The sequence below is a fragment of the Nocardioides sp. Root151 genome (assembly GCF_001427925.1).
In the GTDB taxonomy this organism is placed as follows: Bacteria; Actinomycetota; Actinomycetes; order Propionibacteriales; family Nocardioidaceae; genus Nocardioides.
In genome coordinates, this window is record NZ_LMGG01000001.1 from 956,974 (window position 1) to 975,027 (window position 18,054).

An 18,054-nucleotide genomic window follows, 5' to 3' on the forward strand; every position below is an offset into this window, starting at 1 on the left:
AACCCCTGCCCAGAAGGCGACCAGGAGGTCGGCGATCTGCTGCGGCTTCTCCTGCAGTGCCGCGTGCCCGGCGCCGGGGATGACCTCCAGCCGGGCGTCGGCGATGCGGTCGGAGAGGAGCTGCGACTCGGGGACACCGGTGACCACGTCGTCGGCGCCGACCACGACCAGGGTGGGAGTGGTCAGGTGGGCGAGGACGTCGCCCAGGTCGGTGGCGGCCATGTGCTCCGCCGCCGCCGCGTAGCCGGGCACGCGCACCCGCGCCATGCCTGCCTCGACGGCCGAGGCGACGTCCGGTTTACAGGACGGAGCGACCAGGCGCGGCGCGCGGGCCGCGGCGAAGTCGCGTGCCCCGAGACGGGCGAGGTCGTCGACCCGGGCCCGCATGGACGCGGCACGCTCGGGAGTGACCGCGGAGCCGCGGGTGCTGTCGGCGAGGACCAGCGAACGCACCAGGTCGGGACGCGCGAGTGCCACCTGTACGGCGATCACCCCGCCCCACGAGGTGCCGAACAGATGGGCCGGCGCGTCGACGCACTCCTCGAGGAGTGCGATCGCCTCGGCCACGTGGTCGACCTGCGCGCCCTCCGCGGGGTCGGCGGAGTCGCCGTACCCGGGGGCGTCCCAGCACAGGGTGCGGTGTCCGTCGAGCTGCTCGGCCAGCGGGCCGCAGGACTCTGCGTGCCCGCCGATGCCGTGCAGGAGCAGCACGGGATCGCCGCTGCCGCGCACGTCGACGGACACACCGCGGGTGGTGCGGATCCGTTGGAGGGCGGGGAGGACGGTCATCGCCTGGTCACTCCCCGGAGAGGAAGTAGTCGGCGACGCCCGGGACGACGCGGTCCCGGTGCCCGAGGTCCGCGACACCGGCCATCGCCGAGCGCACGGCGGCGGTCGGCGGACCGGCGGTCCCCCACTGGTCGGACAGCTCGGGCGTGCGCTGCCAGGTGCGGCAGAGCCAGGCGTCCTCGTCGATCTGCGCCACCTCGGAGGTGTACTCGCAGACCAGTCCGGCCGGGTCGGTGAAGTAGGAGAACGTGTTGTCGCCCGGACCGTGGCGGCCGGGACCCCACTGGGGCGCGATGCCGTGGTGCTTGAGGCTGCCGATGCCGCGCATGAAGTGGTCGATGCTCTGCATCTCGTAGGCCACGTGGTTGACCGACGTCCACGGCGCCTGGTTCAGCGCGATGACGTGGTGGTCGGAGTTGCAGCGCAGGAAGGTCATCTGGTGCTCGGACCAGTCGGAGATGCGCATGCCGAGCACCTGGGTGTAGAAGTCGGCGGCCCGGTCGATGTCGACGGTGTTGAGCACGACGTGGGCGATCTTGCGGGGCACCGCGCGTCGTCCGGCCGGCTCCTGCGCGACGACGGCGTGGGTGTCGGTGGACAGCTCGACGCAGCGTCCTTCGGGGTCGACGAGCTGGAGGCCGTAGCCGCCGCCGGCGTCGTCACTGAGCAGGCCGGGCTCGCGCAGCAGCGGGATGCCGAGCTTCTGGAGCGCACGCGCGGCCTCGTCGACCTCGACGCGGGAGCCCAGGGCGAAGCTGATCTTGCCGAGGGCGTTGACGTCGTGCTGCTCGAGCCGCAGCACGTGGTGCTCGCTGCCGGTGGCGCGCAGCCAGAAGGTCGAGCGGTCCTCGTCGACGGTGCTGAGTCCCCAGACCTCGTGGTAGAAGTCCTTCGACTGCACCGGGTCCGGCACTCGGAGGGTGATCGAGCGCAGTGATCTCATGCGGCACACGGGGGTGTCGGCGTAATGCATGGTCGTGTCCTTCCTTCGTCACTTCCCGGACCAGCATGGTGGATCCGGTGCGGGCTGCCCATGGAATCGGGCTGCACAGGGATACGGGTCAGAGGTCGAGCACCAGCTCCGCGGACCGGCACCGGGAGACGCACACGAACATCGACTTCCCGCTGGCCTGCTCCTCGGCGCTGAGGAGGAAGTCGCGGTGGTCGACCTCGCCCTTCACGACACCGGTCTCGCAGGTGCCGCAGATGCCCTCGGTGCACGAGCTCTCGACCGGGATGCCGGCGTCGCACAGCGCAGCGAGGACCGAGGTGTCCGGTCCCACCGGGATGCGCTGGCCGGTGCTGTCGATGACCACGTCGAAGGCGACGTCCTCGCCCGCGACGACGACCGGCTCGGGAGCCTTGAAGCGTTCGATCCGGAGTCGAGAGCTGTCGGGCAACGCCTCGGCGCAGGCCTGCATCAGCGCCTCGGGGCCACAGCAGTACGCCGTCGCGGCCGCGTCGAGGTCGCCGAGCAGCGCGACCAGGTCGGGGAAGCTGCCGTTCGCCTCGTCGTCGGCGTGCACCGTGACGCGGTCCGCGGGCAGTGCCGCGACCTCGTCGAGGAACGCCATCGTCGAGCGCGAGCGGCCGGTGTAGAGCAGGTGCCAGTCCGCGCCCTCGTCGTGCAGTCGCCGGACCATCGCGATGATCGGCGTGATGCCGACCCCTCCGGCCACGAGGACGTGCCGGCTGGCGTCGCCGTCCAGCGAGAAGTTGTCGCGTGGTCCCTCGACGGTGATCACCTGCCCGACCGGCAGCGCTTCGTGCACCAGGCGGCTGCCGCCCCGGGAGTCGGGCGTCTTCAGCACCGCGACCTTCCACTGCGAGCGGTCCGCCGGGTCCGAGCACAGGGAGTACTCACGGACGAGGTTGTCGGAGAGCCGCAGCGCCAGGTGTGAGCCGGGCGTCCAGGCGGGCAGCTCGGCGCCCGCCGGGTCGACCAGCGTGACACTGGTGACGCCGTCGGCCTCCCACGTCTTCTGCTGGACGCGCAGTGCGCGTGCCGTGTTCTCGTCCATGAGTTGCTCCTGTGTCCGGGTCGGGCGTCAGCGCGTGACGCCGTACATCTCCGAGGTCTTGGGGTACGTCGGCAGCTGCGGCTTCTGGGTGCCGATGACCACGCAGAACAGGGCATCGGTGTCGCCCACGTTCGTCAGGCTGCGCGGCACGCCGGCCGGGACCCGGATCAGGTCGCGGTAGCCGAGCTTGCGGACCGCCGTCTTGGTGCCGTCCTCGACGTCGTGCACGGCCACCTCGAGCTCGCCCTCGAGCACGAAGAAGACCTCTTCGACGTCGTGGTGGGTGTGCTCCGGGCCGACTGCCCCGACGGGAAGGCGCATGTTGGAGAACGTGAAGTGCTCCGACGGCAGCGAGCGGCTGTCGTCGTCGTGGTTGCCGGTCGCACCGGAGCCGATGTAACGGATCTGGGCCCGCTTGAAGCGGTCGCCGCCGGCAGCCGCCTGGAAGCCCAGGGTGTCCCAGTCCTCGTGGCGGGTCTCGCGCGAGGCGATGCAGGAGTCGATGAGCTCCTCGAGGTCGACGGCGCTCTGCGGTTCAGCCTGCTGGGTCTCGGTGCTGGTCATCTTTTCTTCCTTCCTGTGGGGTGCTGCAAACCGGCGTACGCCGGGGGTCGGCATGGGTGGGTCACGCCCGGCGGGCGATGGCCTCGATCTCGACGGTGGCGCCGTAGGGCAGGGCTGCCACCTGGACGAACGACCGCGCGGGACGCGGCTCGGCGAAGATCTCCTGGTAGTGCGCGTTGGCCTCGTCGCGCAGGGAGACGTCGGTGACGAAGTAGGTCGTCTTCACGACGTCGGACAGCTGCATGTCCACGGTGGCCAGGCGCTCGGTCAGGCGGGCCACGGCGGCTTCGAGCGCCTCACGACGACCGGGTACGGCGACACCGTGCCCGTCGACGGACAGGGCGCCCGAGACGAAGCCGAAGCCGGCGCTCTCGAAGGCGGGACTGTAGGGATGGGCGGTGGTGGTCATGACTCCTCCTGGGGAGTGGCCCACGGGAGCGCGTGCCCCGACAGGTCGACGTAGATGCTCTTCTGGTTCATGTAGGAACGGATGCCGTCACGGCCCTTCTCGGTGCCGATCCCGCTGTCCTTCAGCCCGCTGAAGGGCGTGGAGATGCTGAACTGCTTGTAGGTGTTCATCCAGACGGTGCCGGCGCGAATCGCCTGCGCCGTGCGCCAGCCCTTGACGAAGTCGCGGGTCCAGATGCCGCAGGCCAGGCCGAAGACGGTGTCGTTGGCCCGGGCCACGAGGTCGTCCTCGTCGTCGAACGACAGGACGACGGCGACCGGCCCGAACACCTCCTCCTGGCAGATGGTGGCGGTGTTGTCGACGCCGGTCAGGACGGTGGGGAGGTAGTAGGCACCCGTCTGGAGCGCGGGGTCGTCGGGGATGCCGGCGCCGCACAGCACCTGCGCCCCCTGCTCGACCGCTGCGTCGACCATCGCGGCGACACCGTCGCGGTGGGAGTGGGTCACCATCGGGCCGACCTGGGTGCGCGGGTCGTCGCCCGGCCCCACGTGCAGCTGCCGGGCACCGGCCACGAGGCGGTCGACGAACTCGTCGTGGATGCTGGAGTGCACGAAGATGCGCGATCCGGCGATGCAGCTCTGGCCGGACGAGGAGAAGACGCCGAAGAGCACACCTGCGACGGCCTGGTCGAGGTCGGCGTCGCTGAACACGATCGTGGGCGACTTGCCGCCGAGCTCGAGGGTGATCGGCATCAGCTTGTCCGCGGCCACGTGCGCCAGGTGGCGTCCGGTGGTCGTGCCGCCGGTGAACGAGACCTTGCTGACCTGCGGGTGGGCGACCAGGGCCTCGCCGACGGTGCGACCGGGGCCGGGGAGCACCGAGAGGAGACCGGCCGGCAGACCGGCGTCCTCACACAGGCGGGCCAGGAGCAGGGTCACCCAGGGCGCCCACACCGGGGGCTTGGACACGACGGCGTTGCCGGCGGCCAGGGCCGGGGCGATCTTCTGGGCGTCCGAGGCGATCGGCGAGTTCCACGGGGTGATCGCTCCGACCACGCCCATCGGCTCGTACGTCGCCAGCGTGAGGAAGTTGCCACGGGCGGGCGTCATCGCGCCCTCCATGGTCTCCAGCGCGGCCGCCATGAACCGGAAGGTGCCGGCCGCGCTGCGGGCCAGGGCCCGGGTCTCGGTGAGGGTCTTGCCGGTGTCGAGGGTCTGCAGGGCGCCGATGCGGTCGACGTTGGCCTCGAGCGCGTTGCCGATGCGATGCAGCACCGCGGCCCGCTCGTGGGGCAGCCACGTGGCCCAGCCGGAACCGGCAGCGGCGCGGAGGCCGGCGTCGACGGCGAGGTCGACGTCGTCGACGACCGCCCCGTGCAGCTGGGCGAACACCTTGCCGTCCGCGGGGTTGACCGACTCGATCAAGGTTCCGCGTCCGCGGGTCCAGCGGCCGCCGACAAAGATCTCGTCCGGGGTGTCGGCCTCGGGTACGGCCACGCCGGTCCCCTCGCTTCGCACGTTCATCGAGTCCTCATCCATGTCAGATTTGTTTAACTACAAAGAGTTTGAGCGCTAAGATATTAGGTGTCAAGGCTTTTTCCGAACCTTCTCGGATCCGAGGGGTCAGGCGATCAGCGGTGGACGCTCGGTCAGCCCGGAGACGGTGCGCAGGATCGAGTAGGGCACCACGGCACTGGTGCGTGGGTTGTCCGCGCTGGGACGGTTCTCGATGCACCAGCTGTAACGGCCCACCGGACCCCACGCCTCGATCTCGTGGCGGGTCAGCTCGGCCGTGCGGTCGGCGTACAGCTCGACGGAGACGTCCGTGCGCGCGCCCACCGAGAGCGCCACCGACACCGCCACGTTGAGCAGGGTGGGAAAGGCCCGGGCAGCCTCGCGCGGCGTGCCGGCGAAGACCAGGTGCGGGCCGGTTGCTGTCAGGATCTCCTGCTGCTGCGACTCGGGCATCCACGACTGCACCAGCGACTTCGGTCCCTTCGTGGTGCGCACCCGGACACCGTCGAACGGCGCCGCATCGCTGGCCGAGGCCAGCAGGTCCAGGCCCCCGACCGCGCCGTGGGTGCAGAGCACCCGGCCCGGTCCGGCCAGCAGCCGCTCGGCGACGGCGGGATCGGCCAGCGCCCCGACGGAGGAGACGACCAGCGTCCGTCCGGCGGCCACCACCTCGGGGCCGAAGCTGCGGAGCGCCTCCTGTCCGGCAGCCTCCACGACGACGTCGCTGCCTTCGATCGCCTGGGCGAGGGAGATCTGGAGCCCGGGAGCACCGGGCAGCGGACTCCGGTTGACGACCCCGACCAGTCGGGCACCGGGCACGGCACCGTCGCGCAGCCCGGCGGCCACGACCTGTCCGATCGCGCCGTACCCGAGGACGCTGACGCGGAGTGGACCAGCGCCGGTCACGACGACTCGATCCGCGGGTGCAGGGCCCGGAAGACCCGTTCGGGTGACATCGGCAGGTCGGTGAGCTGTGCGCCGACCGCATCCGCGATCGCCTGTGCGATCACCGGAGCGACGGGGAGCATCGTCCCCTCCCCCATGCCCTTGGCGCCGAACGGACCGGCGCCGTGGCCCTGTTCCTGGGTCAGGGACCAGAAGCGCTCCGGGAGGTCCTCCGCCAGCGGCACGCGATAGTCCAGGGCCTCGGCGTTGACCGGCCGGTCCCCGTCGTAGCGGAGCTCCTCGAAGAGTGACTGGCCGAGCCCGAAGACGGCTGCGCCCTCGTCCTGGCCGCGGCACCCGAGCTTGTTGATCACCTTGCCGGCGTCGCCGCTCACGACCAGCTGCAGCACGGTCACCTTGCCGGTCTCGGGGTCGACCTCGACCTCGGCGGCCGCCCAGCCGATCTCCCAGAAGACACAGGGCGCCTCCAGCGGCGCGAGGTGGGAGTTGCCGGACTTGAAGAACCCGTCGGCGGTGAACTCGAAGCCGGTGCCGCCGAAGGTGCCCATCACCAAGGGCGCGAGCGGGTGCTCCGCGCCGTCCGGATCGACCACGACCCAGTCCCGCAGGGTCAGGGAGCCGGGGTCTAGATCGAGCTGGCCGCCGGCCCACGAGAGCACCTCTCGGCGTACCTTCTCCGCCGCCTGCTGCACCGCCTGGCCCATGACCGCGATGCCCGACGACGCGTTGGTGCCCTGGTCGAACGGCGTGTTGTCGGTGTCGATCCGCGCGAACGCGACCCGCCCGGGAGCACAGCCGAGGACCTCCGCCACGATCTGGCAGAGCGCGGACTGGCTGCCCTGCCCCATCTCCGTGAGACCACTGGAGAGGAAGACGTCTCCCTTGGTGGAGACCTTGACCCTGGCCTGGGCCGGCTTGTTCACGCCGCCACCGTCCTTGATGCCGATGCAGACACCCATGCCGCGGCCGGGCACCTGCACCCGGTCGTGGTAGCCGATCTCGTCGGCGACGAGCCGCAGTCCCTCGCGCAGGTCCGAGTCGATCGGTGCCTCGCCGGGGACGAACTCCTCACCCAGCTCCTTGAGGTTCTTCATCCGCAGGTCGAACGGGTCGATGCCCAGCCGCTCGGCGATCAGGTCGAGCTGCCGCTCGCTGGCCCAGGTGGCCTGGGTGCCGCCGAAGCCGCGGAACGCGCCGGCGGGGACGGTGTTCGTGGTGACCACCGACGCCTGGGAGTCGATGTACTGCCAGCGATAGGCGCCCGGGGTGCGGTAGCCCGCCTTCTCGCACACGAGCGGGCTGAGCTCGGTGTAGGCGCCACCGTTGAGGAGCACGCGCGCCCTGCGCGCCACGAACGTGCCATCGGCCATCACGCCGGTTCGGTAGACGAGGCGCGCCGCGTGCTGCGAGACCGTGAGGAAGACCTCCTCGGTCGTCATGGCGTAGCGCACCGGGCGGCCGCCGCTGAGCTGCGAGAGGCGTACGGCGACCGGGTCGGCCTTCAACCCGTTCTTCGCGCCGAAGCCGCCGCCGAGCAGCATCGTCTGCACGCGGATCCGGTTCTCCGGCAGCCCGAACGTCCAGGCCAGCTCCTTGCGCAGTGGGAACGGGGACTGGGTGGAGCTCCAGATCTCGATCGCGTCGTCGGTCGCCTCGGCCACGGCGACGAAGGGCTCGAGGTGCATGTGGTTCATCCGCGAGAAGGTGAACGTGTCCTCGAAGACGTGGTCGCACTGGTCCCACACGTCGGGCGAACCCGTGGTGTAGCGGAACGTGTAGCTCACGTTGTGCTGGGTGCGCAGCTCGCCGGAGGCGCCCTGGCCGTAGTCGGGAACCATCCCGACCGGTGCCTCGGGCCAGATCTCCACGCCCGCCGGGTCGAGGGCCTCGTCGAGCTCGGTGACGTGGGGCAGCACCTCGTAGACCACCTCGATCAGGTCGAGGGCCGCGAGCGCAGTGCGTTCGTCGACCGCGGCGACCGCGGCCACGACGTCGCCGACGTACCGGACGTGGTCGATCGCGACGACGGGTTGGTCCTTGACGAAGGTGCCGTAGGGGTTGAGGTGGCGCACGTCGTCCTGGGTGAGCACCGCCGTGACTCCCGGCACCGTCCTGGCTCTCGCCGCGTCGATCGACACGATGCGTGCGTGGGCGTGCGGGCTGCGCAGCACCTTGGCGTGCAGCATGCCCGGGCGCACGACATCCGTGGTGTAGACGGCCTTGCCGGTCACCTTGAGGGGCGCGTCGGCGCGGGCACCGTCGCGGCCCACGACCCGGTGGGCGGACGGGGCGGTCGGCAGCTCGTGGAGCACCGGGCCGGCGTCGGTGGACGGTTGCGTCAGGGTCATCGTGCGCCCCCGTCGCCCAGCTCGGCGGCCCGCTCCACCGACTCGAGGATCATCTCGTAGCCCGTGCAGCGACACGTGTTCGAGCTGATCCACGACCGGATGTCCGCGCGCTTCGGACACGGGTTCTGGCGCAGCAACCCGGTGGTCAGCATCAACATCCCCGAGGTGCAGAAGCCGCACTGGAACCCGCCGCACTCGGCGAAGGCCTGCTGCTGCGGCGACAGGGAGCCGTCGGCGGCGGCGAGTCCCTCGACGGTCTCCACGGAGGCCCCGTCGACGTCGAACGCGAAGGTCGAGCACGACGCGACGGGCAGGTCGTCGACCAGCACCGTGCAGGCTCCACAGACGCCGCGCTCGCAGGAGCTCCGCACGCCGTGGCAGCGCAGGTCCTCGCGAAGCAGGTCGGCAAGGAGCCGGTTCGTGGGAACGGTGACTTCCGTCGGTGTGCCGTTGAGCCGGAAGTCGATGGTGGTCTCATTCATGCGGTGACTCCTTCGGGTGCCTGCGCGCCGCTGTCGCGGGCCGTGGCGACCAGTCGCCCGACCAGTACGGCGACCAGGTGGCGGCGGTACTCCGCGGAACCGGCCCGGTCCTCGATGTCGTCGGGGAGCCGGGAGGCGACCGCCCGCCCCACTGAACCGGGGTCGAGATCGGTCGGGTGTGCGACGTCGGCGGTGGTCGAGACGGTGACGGGACGGCGGTACTCCGAGCCGATGGTGGCGGTGACGCGCAGGGAGCCGTCGACGACCCGGATGGCCAGGGCAACGGTGGTCGTCGGTCGCATCGATCGCTCGTAGCCGAACCAGAGCAGGTCGGACGTGTCGATCGCGACCCCGGTGAGCAGTCCCCGCGTGCGCCAGGCTCCCGCGCCGGCCCCGTCGTGCTCTGACCCGTCGTGGTCGGCACCGTCGTGGTCGCCACCACCATGATCGCCACCACCCCACAGCCAGTCGACCGGGCGACGGGGCACCGTTGCGGCGGCGAGCTCGAGGTCGGCCTCGAGCGCCCCGAGGAGGACCGGCATCTCGTAGCGGAACCGGCGGGCCAGCAGGTTGCCCCCGATCGTGGCGGAGTAGCGGATGCGCACGGTGGCGATGTCGGCCCAGGCTGCGGCGAGCGACGGCAGGGTCGTCCGCAGCACCGGGTGACGACTGCCCTCGTGATGGGTCAGCCCCGCACCGATGCGCAGCACTCCCCCGTCGTGCCGGACCTGCTGCAGGTCCGGCACTCGACGTACGGAGATGAGGTCACGGGGGACGCGGCCCTCCCGCAGCTGTGCAGTGAGGTCCGTGCAGCCGGCGGCGATCACGGCCTCGGGGTGTACGGCGAGCAGCGCCACCGCCTCGGCCACGGAGCCGGGGCGGTGGAGCTCGAACGGCGGGATGCTCGACTGGGTCTGGGCAACCAGGCCGGCGCCCAGCGCCTGGGCCCGCACGTCAGTGGGTTCCGTCGTCGGCCGGTCGGCCAGCCCCTCGCAACAGCCGGGTCACGTGGCCCCGGATCTCGACGAAGCGCGGGTCGGTCTTGGTCGTGACGTGGTCGCGCGGCCGGGGCAGGTCCACCTCGATCGTCTCGGCCACCACACTCGGCGGTGCGGAGAGCACGATGACGTGGTCGGCGAGATAGACGCTCTCGTCGATGTCGTGGGTGACCACGAGCACGGTGATGCCGAGCCGGGCCTGGATCGCGAGCAGCAGGTCCTCGAGGTCCGCGCGGGTCTGCGCGTCGACGGAGGCGTAGGGCTCGTCCATCAGCAGGAGCTTGGGATGGCTGGCGAGGGCCCGGGCGATGGCCACCCGCTGCTGCATCCCGCCGGACATCTCCCACGGGTAGAGGTGTTCCTTGCCGGCGAGCCCGACCGCGTCGATGGCCTCCTGGACCCGTTCCGCACGCTCGGCGGGCTTCAGGTGCCGCAGGGGGAAGGCCACGTTCTTCGCGACCCGCATCCACGGGAAGAGTGAGCGCGAGTAGTCCTGGAAGACCATGGCCAGTCCCTCGGGCACACCGGTCACCGGGCTGCCCTCGAAGGTCACCGAGCCCTCGGTCGGGGTGTCCAGCCCGCTGATGATGCGCAACAGCGTCGACTTGCCGCAGCCGGACGGGCCGACGATGACACTGACCTTTCCGGCCGGCACCTCGGCGCTGATGCTGCGGACAGCCAGATTGGCCCCGTAGCTCTTCGAGACGCCGTCGAGGACCAGCTCGGCCTTCGTGTTCACAATCTCAAGTGTCTCAGTCATGTTGTTGCGTCGCTCCTCGGTGCCAGGCCAGGACCCGGCGTTCGATGATGGTGAAGATGATGTTCATGACGACGCCGAGAATCGCCAGCACGACAAGGACCGCCCAGAAGCCGGTGTAGTCGAAGTTTCGTTGGCTCTGGATCAGGAGGTAGCCCAGGCCGTTCTGCGACTTCTGCAGCTCCGAGATGATCATGACGATCAGCGAGAGGGACATCGCCGTACGCATGCCGGCGAAGATCTTGGGAGCCGCACCGGGCAGCACGATGTGCACGAGCCGGTCCCAGCGGTTGATCTTGAAGACGGCCGCGGCCTGCATGCGCGCTGCGCCGATGCTGGAGACGCCGTCGATCGTGTTGAAGAGGATCGGCCAGACGACGCTGAACGCGATCAGGAAGACCTTGGGGCTGTCTCCGGTGCCGAAGACGAAGAAGAAGACACCGACCAGGGCCGGGCTCGGCAGCGACCGACCGAGGTGGATCAGCGGCTGGAACAGCGCCATCAGGATCCGGTTGCGTCCGAGCGCGATGCCGATCCCGACGCCGACCACGACGGCCAGGCCGAGACCCTGGAGGGCCCGCCAGACGCCGGGGAAGAGGTGGTCCCAGGTGGCGTCACCAAGGAACGCATGCCCTTCGCCTGCGGCGAGGAAGTCGGTGCGCACGCGGGTGAAGGTCTCGAACGGGTCGGCCACGAACAGGCCTGCGGTCTCGGCACGCGACCCGGCCCACCAGGCGGCGAGGATCAGCGCGGGGACGATCAGCCGGAGTCCGGTCGTGGTGGCGACGCGTTGCAGTCGCCGTGAGCGCTCGCTCGACACGGCCCTCCTTCCCGGCACGAGCGGACGTCGCTCGTGGGTCGTGGTGATGCTCATTGGGCGAGTCCCTTCTTCCAGCCGAAGACCTTCGCGTCGACCACGGTGAGCAGCATGCTGATCGCGATGCCCATCAGGCCGGCCATGAGGGTGGCGGCGTAGACCAGGTCGAGGTCACTGGCCTGCGAGGTGCGGACCAGGATGAACCCACCGATCCCGCGGCCGTTCCCGATCAGGAGCTCGGAGCTGACCGCCACGATGAGGCCGATGGAGGCGGCGACCCGCAGACCGGTGAAGGCGAACGGCATGGCGCTGGGCAGCTTGATCCGGAAGAAGATCCCGAGGTTCGAGAGCCCGAAGCTCCGACCGGACTGGACTGCTGTCGGGTCGGTCGCGCGGACGCCGTACATGGTGTTGAGCAGGATCGGCCAGACACAGGCGAGTGCGACGGTGAGCGAGAGCGGCAGCATGCCCGTGCCGATGACCAGCATCAGGATCGGGCCGAGTGCCACCGACGGCAGCACCCGGAAGACCTCCACCGGGAGCTCGAAGGCGATGAAGACCTTGGTGAAGGCACCCATCAGGCCACCGAGCACGACACCCACCACCGTGGCCATGACCAGGGCGAGGAGCCACTCCCGGAACGTGAAGCCGATCTCGGTCCAGAAGATCGAGTCGCCCAGGAGGGTGCCCAGCTTCGAGATCACGTCGCTGGGAACCGGGAAGCCCGGCGTCGTGATGATGTCCTTGCGGACCAGCAGCTCGGCGAGGGCGCCGGTGCCGACCACGCCCAGGGCGCCGTAGCCGACCTGCTGCCACGTGCCGAGAGGCTCACCCGTGTCCATCGAGGTCACTTCTCCGGGACGTAGGTGTGGTCGAGGATGGAGAAGTCGTCGTCCACCAGACCCTGGTCGACGAGGGTCTTGTTGACCTTCTCGAGCCCCGCCGTCGGCAACTCCGTCGCGAAGACCGGGATGGACATGGTCTGCGCGGTCTTGGCGTCCACGCCGGCCACGCCGGGAAGCCAGGCCCGGAACTCCTTCTCGTGCTTGCTGATGTCGGCGTTCGCGGCGTACATCGCGTCGATGAAGGCTGCCACGGTGTCGGGGTTGGCATCGATGAACTTGTCGCTGGCGATGAAGGTGGAGGCCGCGAACTCCGAGTTGACGCCACCGGCCAGGTCGACCACCTCGCGGAGCCCGGCTGCCTCGGCAGCCGACTTGAAGGGCTCCGGCACGTAGCCGGCCTCGATCGATCCGGCCTCGACGCCGGCGATCATCTCGCTGAAGGGAACCTCGATCCACTCAGGCTTGACGTCGAGTCCCTCGCTGTCGACGAGGCTCTGGAAGGTCACGTCACCCATGTTGTTGGTGGTGTTGATCCCGATGGTCTTGCCGTCGAGGTCTTCCAGGTCCTTGATGTCGGAGTCCGGCTCGACGAACACGCCCATGCTGTCGGGTCCGAGCGAGCTGCTCAGCACCACGGTCTGGACCGGGGCGCCCTTCGCCTGGGCGATGGAGCCGGAGACGGAGTTGGTGAAGCTGAAGTCGAGCTCACCGGCGGCGACCTTCTGGACACCGACCGGTCCGCCCTGCAGCGGCTCGAGCTCGACAGTGAGGCCCTCGTCCTCGAAGAAGCCGTTCTCCTTGGCCCAGTAGACGGTGGCGTAGTCGGCCAGCGGCAGCACGCCGATGGTGACCTTGGTCTTCTCGAGCTTGCCGTCGGCCTGCTGTGCCTCGCTGCCCGAGCCGCATGAGGAAAGAAGAAGGGCGAGGCTCGCAGCTACCGCAGCGGTGGTGATTCGGGTCGTGCTCATGGGCTGACTCCCTGGCTCTGGCGCGATGGGTGAATTTATCTCACCGGAAAATTACTTTGCGCCAAGATTGTTACCGCCCTCACATGCCTCCGTCAACGGTTTTGCCGATCTTTCTTGCCGAAGAGGTACGCCTGGGGCAGAAATGGAGAAGGGCGCCCGCGACCAACCGGTCGGCGAGCGCCCTGATCGAGGCGGTCGGGGTCAGGCGGAGTCCTTGACCTCGCCGTCCGGGCCGAGCTGGACGACCGCGCGCAACGACGACTCGAGCTCGCCGAGCAGGGCGGAGAGGTTCGTGCGCTGCTTGTTCGTCAGGCCGGCGAGCATGCGCTGCTCGTTGGCGAAGTGGGCGTCGGCAACCTCGTCGATCAGCCGCCTCCCCGCTTCGGTCAGGGTCACGTAGACCACGCGATTGTCGACTCCGTCGCGCTGGCGCTGGACCAGCCCGGCCTCCTGGAGGCGGTTGACCCGCAGCGTGAGACCGCCCGTCGTCACCAACGTCTGGGCGGCCAGCTCCCCCGCCGTACGTCGATGTTCGGGCGCGGCCCTGCGCAGGCTGGCGAGCACGTCGAACCCGGCCTCGTTGGTGCCGTAGCTCTCGAAGATCGCCGAGATCTGTGCCCGGTAGAGCAGGAAACTGCGATGCAACGGGCCGAAGACGCTCATGGCAGAGACGTCGAGCTCGGGTCGGACCGCAGCCCACTGCTCGATGATGTCGGCCACGCCGTCGGAGGAGGACTTCACACGCTCCACAACCTTCCAGTCGGCCAAGCGGCGAAACCATGAGGACCGCTCAATATCTTGGCGCCAAGGCACTCTAGTGGCTTCGGCGTCCGGACACAACGGCCCACGCGGATGGGAGCCACCTTGTCACCACGGCAATGTCACCGCGACGCAGACAACGACGCACTCCACAGCGGCTCGCGGGAGCGAGCCACACCCCACGCAATCCATGCGCTTCGCACGGTCAGCGGTAGCGCGCCACCAGCTGGCGTGCCTCTTCGATGGTCACGATCACGCCTTCCGAACCGAACAGCGAGAACCAGTACGGGTAGCCCTTCAGCTGGAAGTAGGTGACCCGATAGGTGCGGTCGCTTCCGCATCGGCGGTACGTGCGCACGTGGCTGCGCAGGTCGCCATGCCAGGCGGTGAGCCGGACCTGCTTGCCGGAGCTGTCAAACACAGTCTCCACACGCGAGAGGGTCGCGTAGAGACCTCCCCTGTCGGGCTGCACGCTCAACCATTCGCCGGTGGTGACGCAGGCCCGCGCATCCCTTCGGGTCGGCAGGTCGTAGATCAGCCGGACCCGGTTCACCCGGAGGTTCGCGTTGCTGGCATGCACCAGGATCCCGTAGGTCCGCCTGTCCATGCGCATGCCGAACGACCCGGTGTCGGAGTACGGCCCCTTGGCGAGGACGTCGTACATCGCCTGCGTCCGCAGGTTGATCGCTGCCCCGGGGATCTCGAACTTGTAGATCAGCGAGTCGCCCCGGTCGCGCGCACACTTCAGGGTCGCGGTGGGCGCCGCGTTGGTCACCGAGCAGTTCCCGCTGTGCCGCTCGTGCTGCACACCGTTGAGGTCGACGACGACACGCGTCGAGTCCTCGGTCAGCAGGTCAGTGCCCGCACTCGCGGACGCCGGCGTCGCCGAGAGGGCGACTCCCGTCGCCACGGCAGCAGCCAGGACCAGCAGTCGACGCGTCATGCGTTTGTTCTCCCCGTTCGAACCGAATCCACGTCCGCAGAACGTACGACGACGCGGGCCTCGCCGTCCGCCGAACGGCACAGTTCATCGCCCGAGATCAGCGCATGCGCCAGACCGGTTCCCGCTTCTCCTTGAACGCGGCGACGCCCTCGCCGATGTCCTCGGTGGTGAAGGCCAGTGCGAGCTGCGAGCGCAGTGACGAGAGCGCGTCGGGAAGACTCTGGTCGCGGGTCGCGTTGATCGCGTCCTTCCCGAGCCTCATCAGCAGCGGCGACTTGGCCGCGATCCGGTGCGCCCACTCACGGACCGTGTCGTCGAACTCGGCGGCCGGTACGACGGCATTCACGACGTCCATCCGCTCCGCCTCGGTGGCGTCGATCGGTTCGCCGGTCATCATCAGCTGGTTGGCGCGCATCCGTGGCACGTTGCGGTAGATCAACGCGGAGATCATGAACGGGAAGACACCGACGTTGATCTCTGGGCAGCCGAAGCGGACGCCCTCCTTGGCGATGATCAGGTCGCAGGCCAGGGCCAGCCCGAAGGCTCCGGCGAGGACGTCACCACCGGCGGCGCAGATCACCGGCTTGCCCATGCCGCCGATCGTCTCGTAGAGCCGGGGGAAGCGGTCCAGTCCCGCATACTTCTCGATCGTGGGCCGGTCCGAGGCGAACGCCTTGAGGTCACCGCCGGCGGAGAAGATCCGCTCGTGGGACGACCCGATCACCACCACCCGGACAGCGTCATCGTCGCCGGCCCGCTCCAGCGCATCGAGCAGCTCGTCGAGCAGGGCATCACTGAGCGCGTTGCGGGTCTCGGGGCTGTCGAGCGTGACGAACGCGGCACCGCGCTCGTCGATCTCGTAGCTGACCTTGGACATCCGGTTTCTCCTTGCTGTGCAGTCAGAACTGGCCAGAACAGACAGTGGCAGTCAGATCTCGAGCACGACCTTGCCGAAGCCGCCGCCTGCTTCGAGGTGCCGGTGGGCATCGGCGGCCAGATCGAGGGCGAAGGTGCGGTCGATGACCGGCGGCGGGACAGCATGCTCGGCCATCAGGTCGAGGAGTCCGGCGAAGTCGCGCGGGCTGCCCATCGTGGTGCCGAGCAGGTCGAACTGGCCGAAGTAGTAGGGGCGAACGCCCAGCTCTGCCGTGTCTGCGCGGTTGGCACCGAGGACGACCAGCCGACCTCCCGGACGCAGCACCTCGAGGGCCTGCGCCCAGTTGCCGACCGGGTCGAGGACGACGTCGAAGCCACGCCCGCCGGCCAGCTCGCGCACGGCAGTGGGCCAGGCCGGGTCGTCGTACCGCACTCCGCCGTGGGCGCCGAGCTCCTGCGCGGCGACGATCTTGTCGTCGCTGGAGGAGGTGACGAAGACCCTCGCACCGATCGCGGACGCCAAGGAGACCGCCATCGTGGCGACACCGCCGCCGGCGCCGAGCACGAGCAGGCTCTCCCCCGCGCGCAGCCGCCCACGGGTGAACAGGGCGCGATGCGTCGTGACGCCCACCAGCGGAAGCGCCGCGGCCTGGGCCCAGGAGAGCCCCGCCGGCTTGGGCGCCACGGCCTCGGTCGGGACCAGCACCCGCTCGGCGTAGGTGCCGGGTCGGTGGTCGCCCAGGATCTCCCAGTCGGGACCGGGTGCGGACTCGTCAGATCCCCACCACAACGACGGGAGTACGACGACCTCGTCACCGGTGGACAGGTCGATGCCCGCCCCGTCGGCACCTGGCGTGTGCGGGAGCGGGGAGCCGTACTTCCCCTGCCGCACCAGCACGTCGTGCCAGTTCAGCGCCGCCGCACGGAGCTCGACGACGGTCCAGCCGGGTTCGGCGACGGGATCGGGCACCTCGGCCAGCTCCAGCACCGACGCGTCGCCGTACGAGCGCTGGCGGACCGCCTTCATCCGGCGACCGGGACGGCTGGCTGCAGCTGGCGGCGCACCTCACCGGAGAGCTCGATGGCCTCGTGAATGGTCTCCGCGACCGGGATGATCGTGATCGTGCGGGCGCCCGCCTCGACGTAGGTGTTGAGGAACTCGGCGACGGTCTCGGGGCTGCCGGCGGCGGTGATGTGCTGGAACTTCTCGGCGGGCAGGTTGTAGAGGGCCGACATCCGCTCGCCCAGGCTCTCGCGCGCCTTCGCGGCATCGGACCCGAGCCCGACCCAGACGTTGAACCCGGCGAAGGTGGGCCCTCCTGTGCGACCGCGCTCCTCGAACGCCTCGTGCAGCTGCTGGTGGGTGGCCGCGTAGCGCCGGGCCGAGCACCACATGCCGAGCCAGCCGTCGCCATGGTCGGCGGTACGACGCACCGCCACGTCGCCTGCGCCACCGATGACGATCGGCACACGCGGCTCGGGTGCGGGAAGGATCAGACCCTTCTCCAGGGTGAAGAACTCGCCCTCGTGGTCGACCGCCTCGCCGGTGGCCAGGCGGCGGAGCAGTCCCAGGGTCTCGTCCATCCGTCGTCCGCGGCTGGAGGGATCCACACCCATGTTGGCCACCTCGGTGCGGTCCTCACCGGCCACGCCGACTCCGAGCGTGAGGCGGCCGGGGGCGATCTGGCTCAGGGTGGCGAGCTGCCGGGCAGTGGCCATCGGGTGTCGCAGGCCGGCCAGGTAGACGCCCATCAGCACCTTGAGCGTGTCGTGGGTCGCCAACGCGGTGCTCGCCGCCACGAAGCCGTCGAACCCGACGCCGCCGTGGAAGCTGATGTGGTCCCCGACCGTGAGGTGGTCGAGACCGACCTCGCCCATGTGGTCCAGGAGAGCACGCCGTTCGGCGGGATCGGGGTTCAACAACTCGTCGTTGACGGCAATGCCGAGCTCGATGTCAGTGGTCACCTGCATGATCATCGACCCTCGGACACTCCCGATCAAGGAATGGACTGACCAAAAGTGGGGAGATCTCCATCGTCCCTTGCCCGGCCGGTTGCG

The 18,054-nt window shown here is 69.7% G+C and carries 18 protein-coding genes and 1 pseudogene; all 19 read right to left on the bottom strand.

What is annotated here, in order from left to right; all coding sequences use genetic code 11:
- Positions 1 to 789: pseudogene (locus tag ASD66_RS25685) on the bottom strand (alpha/beta fold hydrolase); the annotation flags it as partial.
- Between the two features lie 7 nt (positions 790 to 796).
- Positions 797 to 1,762, bottom strand: coding sequence for a VOC family protein (locus ASD66_RS04520; RefSeq protein WP_056687941.1), 966 nt, complete (start codon positions 1,760 to 1,762; stop codon positions 797 to 799).
- Positions 1,763 to 1,850: 88 nt separating this feature from the next.
- On the bottom strand, positions 1,851 to 2,810 hold the full coding sequence (locus ASD66_RS04525) for a PDR/VanB family oxidoreductase (protein ID WP_056890156.1): 960 nt from the start codon (positions 2,808 to 2,810) through the stop codon (positions 1,851 to 1,853).
- Between the two features lie 27 nt (positions 2,811 to 2,837).
- Positions 2,838 to 3,374, bottom strand: a complete 537-nt coding sequence (locus ASD66_RS04530) for a cupin domain-containing protein (protein WP_056890157.1) — start codon at positions 3,372 to 3,374, stop codon at positions 2,838 to 2,840.
- A 61-nt stretch (positions 3,375 to 3,435) separates the two neighbouring features.
- Positions 3,436 to 3,783, bottom strand: a complete 348-nt coding sequence (locus ASD66_RS04535; protein WP_056687930.1) for a RidA family protein — start codon at positions 3,781 to 3,783, stop codon at positions 3,436 to 3,438.
- Entirely contained in the window at positions 3,780 to 5,306 is a 1,527-nt protein-coding gene (locus ASD66_RS04540) for an aldehyde dehydrogenase (protein ID WP_056890158.1), read from the bottom strand. Before ASD66_RS04540 ends, ASD66_RS04535 begins: the two co-directional genes overlap by 4 nt.
- A 99-nt stretch (positions 5,307 to 5,405) precedes the next feature.
- Complete coding sequence (locus ASD66_RS04545; RefSeq protein ID WP_056687927.1) at positions 5,406 to 6,203, bottom strand: aspartate dehydrogenase domain-containing protein; 798 nt, start codon at positions 6,201 to 6,203, stop codon at positions 5,406 to 5,408.
- Positions 6,200 to 8,551, bottom strand: coding sequence for a xanthine dehydrogenase family protein molybdopterin-binding subunit (locus ASD66_RS04550; RefSeq protein WP_056890159.1), 2,352 nt, complete (start codon positions 8,549 to 8,551; stop codon positions 6,200 to 6,202). The genes ASD66_RS04545 and ASD66_RS04550 overlap by 4 nt, the downstream gene beginning before the upstream one ends.
- Positions 8,548 to 9,033 carry a (2Fe-2S)-binding protein gene (locus ASD66_RS04555; protein WP_056687921.1) on the bottom strand — a complete coding sequence of 162 codons (486 nt, stop codon included), beginning with the start codon at positions 9,031 to 9,033 and terminating at the stop codon, positions 8,548 to 8,550. Before ASD66_RS04555 ends, ASD66_RS04550 begins: the two co-directional genes overlap by 4 nt.
- The gene (locus tag ASD66_RS04560; RefSeq protein WP_056890160.1) at positions 9,030 to 9,986 is read right to left on the bottom strand and encodes an FAD binding domain-containing protein; all 957 of its coding nucleotides are present in this window, start codon (positions 9,984 to 9,986) and stop codon (positions 9,030 to 9,032) included. The genes ASD66_RS04555 and ASD66_RS04560 overlap by 4 nt, the downstream gene beginning before the upstream one ends.
- Position 9,987: 1 nt before the next feature.
- A complete protein-coding gene (locus ASD66_RS04565) occupies positions 9,988 to 10,791 on the bottom strand; it encodes an ABC transporter ATP-binding protein (RefSeq protein WP_056687914.1) in 804 nt (267 codons plus the stop codon).
- Positions 10,784 to 11,662 (bottom strand): ABC transporter permease, encoded by an 879-nt coding sequence (locus tag ASD66_RS04570; RefSeq protein WP_082599319.1) that lies wholly within the window; start codon positions 11,660 to 11,662, stop codon positions 10,784 to 10,786. Before ASD66_RS04570 ends, ASD66_RS04565 begins: the two co-directional genes overlap by 8 nt.
- Entirely contained in the window at positions 11,659 to 12,447 is a 789-nt protein-coding gene (locus ASD66_RS04575) for an ABC transporter permease (protein ID WP_056688251.1), read from the bottom strand. The genes ASD66_RS04570 and ASD66_RS04575 overlap by 4 nt, the downstream gene beginning before the upstream one ends.
- A gap of 5 nt (positions 12,448 to 12,452) precedes the next feature.
- On the bottom strand, positions 12,453 to 13,418 hold the full coding sequence (locus ASD66_RS04580; protein WP_056687912.1) for an ABC transporter substrate-binding protein: 966 nt from the start codon (positions 13,416 to 13,418) through the stop codon (positions 12,453 to 12,455).
- Between the two features lie 201 nt (positions 13,419 to 13,619).
- Entirely contained in the window at positions 13,620 to 14,159 is a 540-nt protein-coding gene (locus ASD66_RS04585; protein ID WP_056688248.1) for a MarR family winged helix-turn-helix transcriptional regulator, read from the bottom strand.
- Between the two features lie 223 nt (positions 14,160 to 14,382).
- Positions 14,383 to 15,120, bottom strand: coding sequence for a hypothetical protein (locus tag ASD66_RS04590; protein WP_056890161.1), 738 nt, complete (start codon positions 15,118 to 15,120; stop codon positions 14,383 to 14,385).
- A 97-nt stretch (positions 15,121 to 15,217) separates the two neighbouring features.
- Positions 15,218 to 15,997, bottom strand: coding sequence for an enoyl-CoA hydratase/isomerase family protein (locus tag ASD66_RS04595; protein WP_056890162.1), 780 nt, complete (start codon positions 15,995 to 15,997; stop codon positions 15,218 to 15,220).
- Between the two features lie 51 nt (positions 15,998 to 16,048).
- Complete coding sequence (locus tag ASD66_RS04600) at positions 16,049 to 17,023, bottom strand: quinone oxidoreductase family protein (RefSeq protein WP_056687903.1); 975 nt, start codon at positions 17,021 to 17,023, stop codon at positions 16,049 to 16,051.
- The gene (locus tag ASD66_RS04605) at positions 17,020 to 17,961 is read right to left on the bottom strand and encodes an LLM class flavin-dependent oxidoreductase (RefSeq protein WP_200949862.1); all 942 of its coding nucleotides are present in this window, start codon (positions 17,959 to 17,961) and stop codon (positions 17,020 to 17,022) included. The genes ASD66_RS04600 and ASD66_RS04605 overlap by 4 nt, the downstream gene beginning before the upstream one ends.
- Positions 17,962 to 18,054 lie beyond the last annotated feature (93 nt).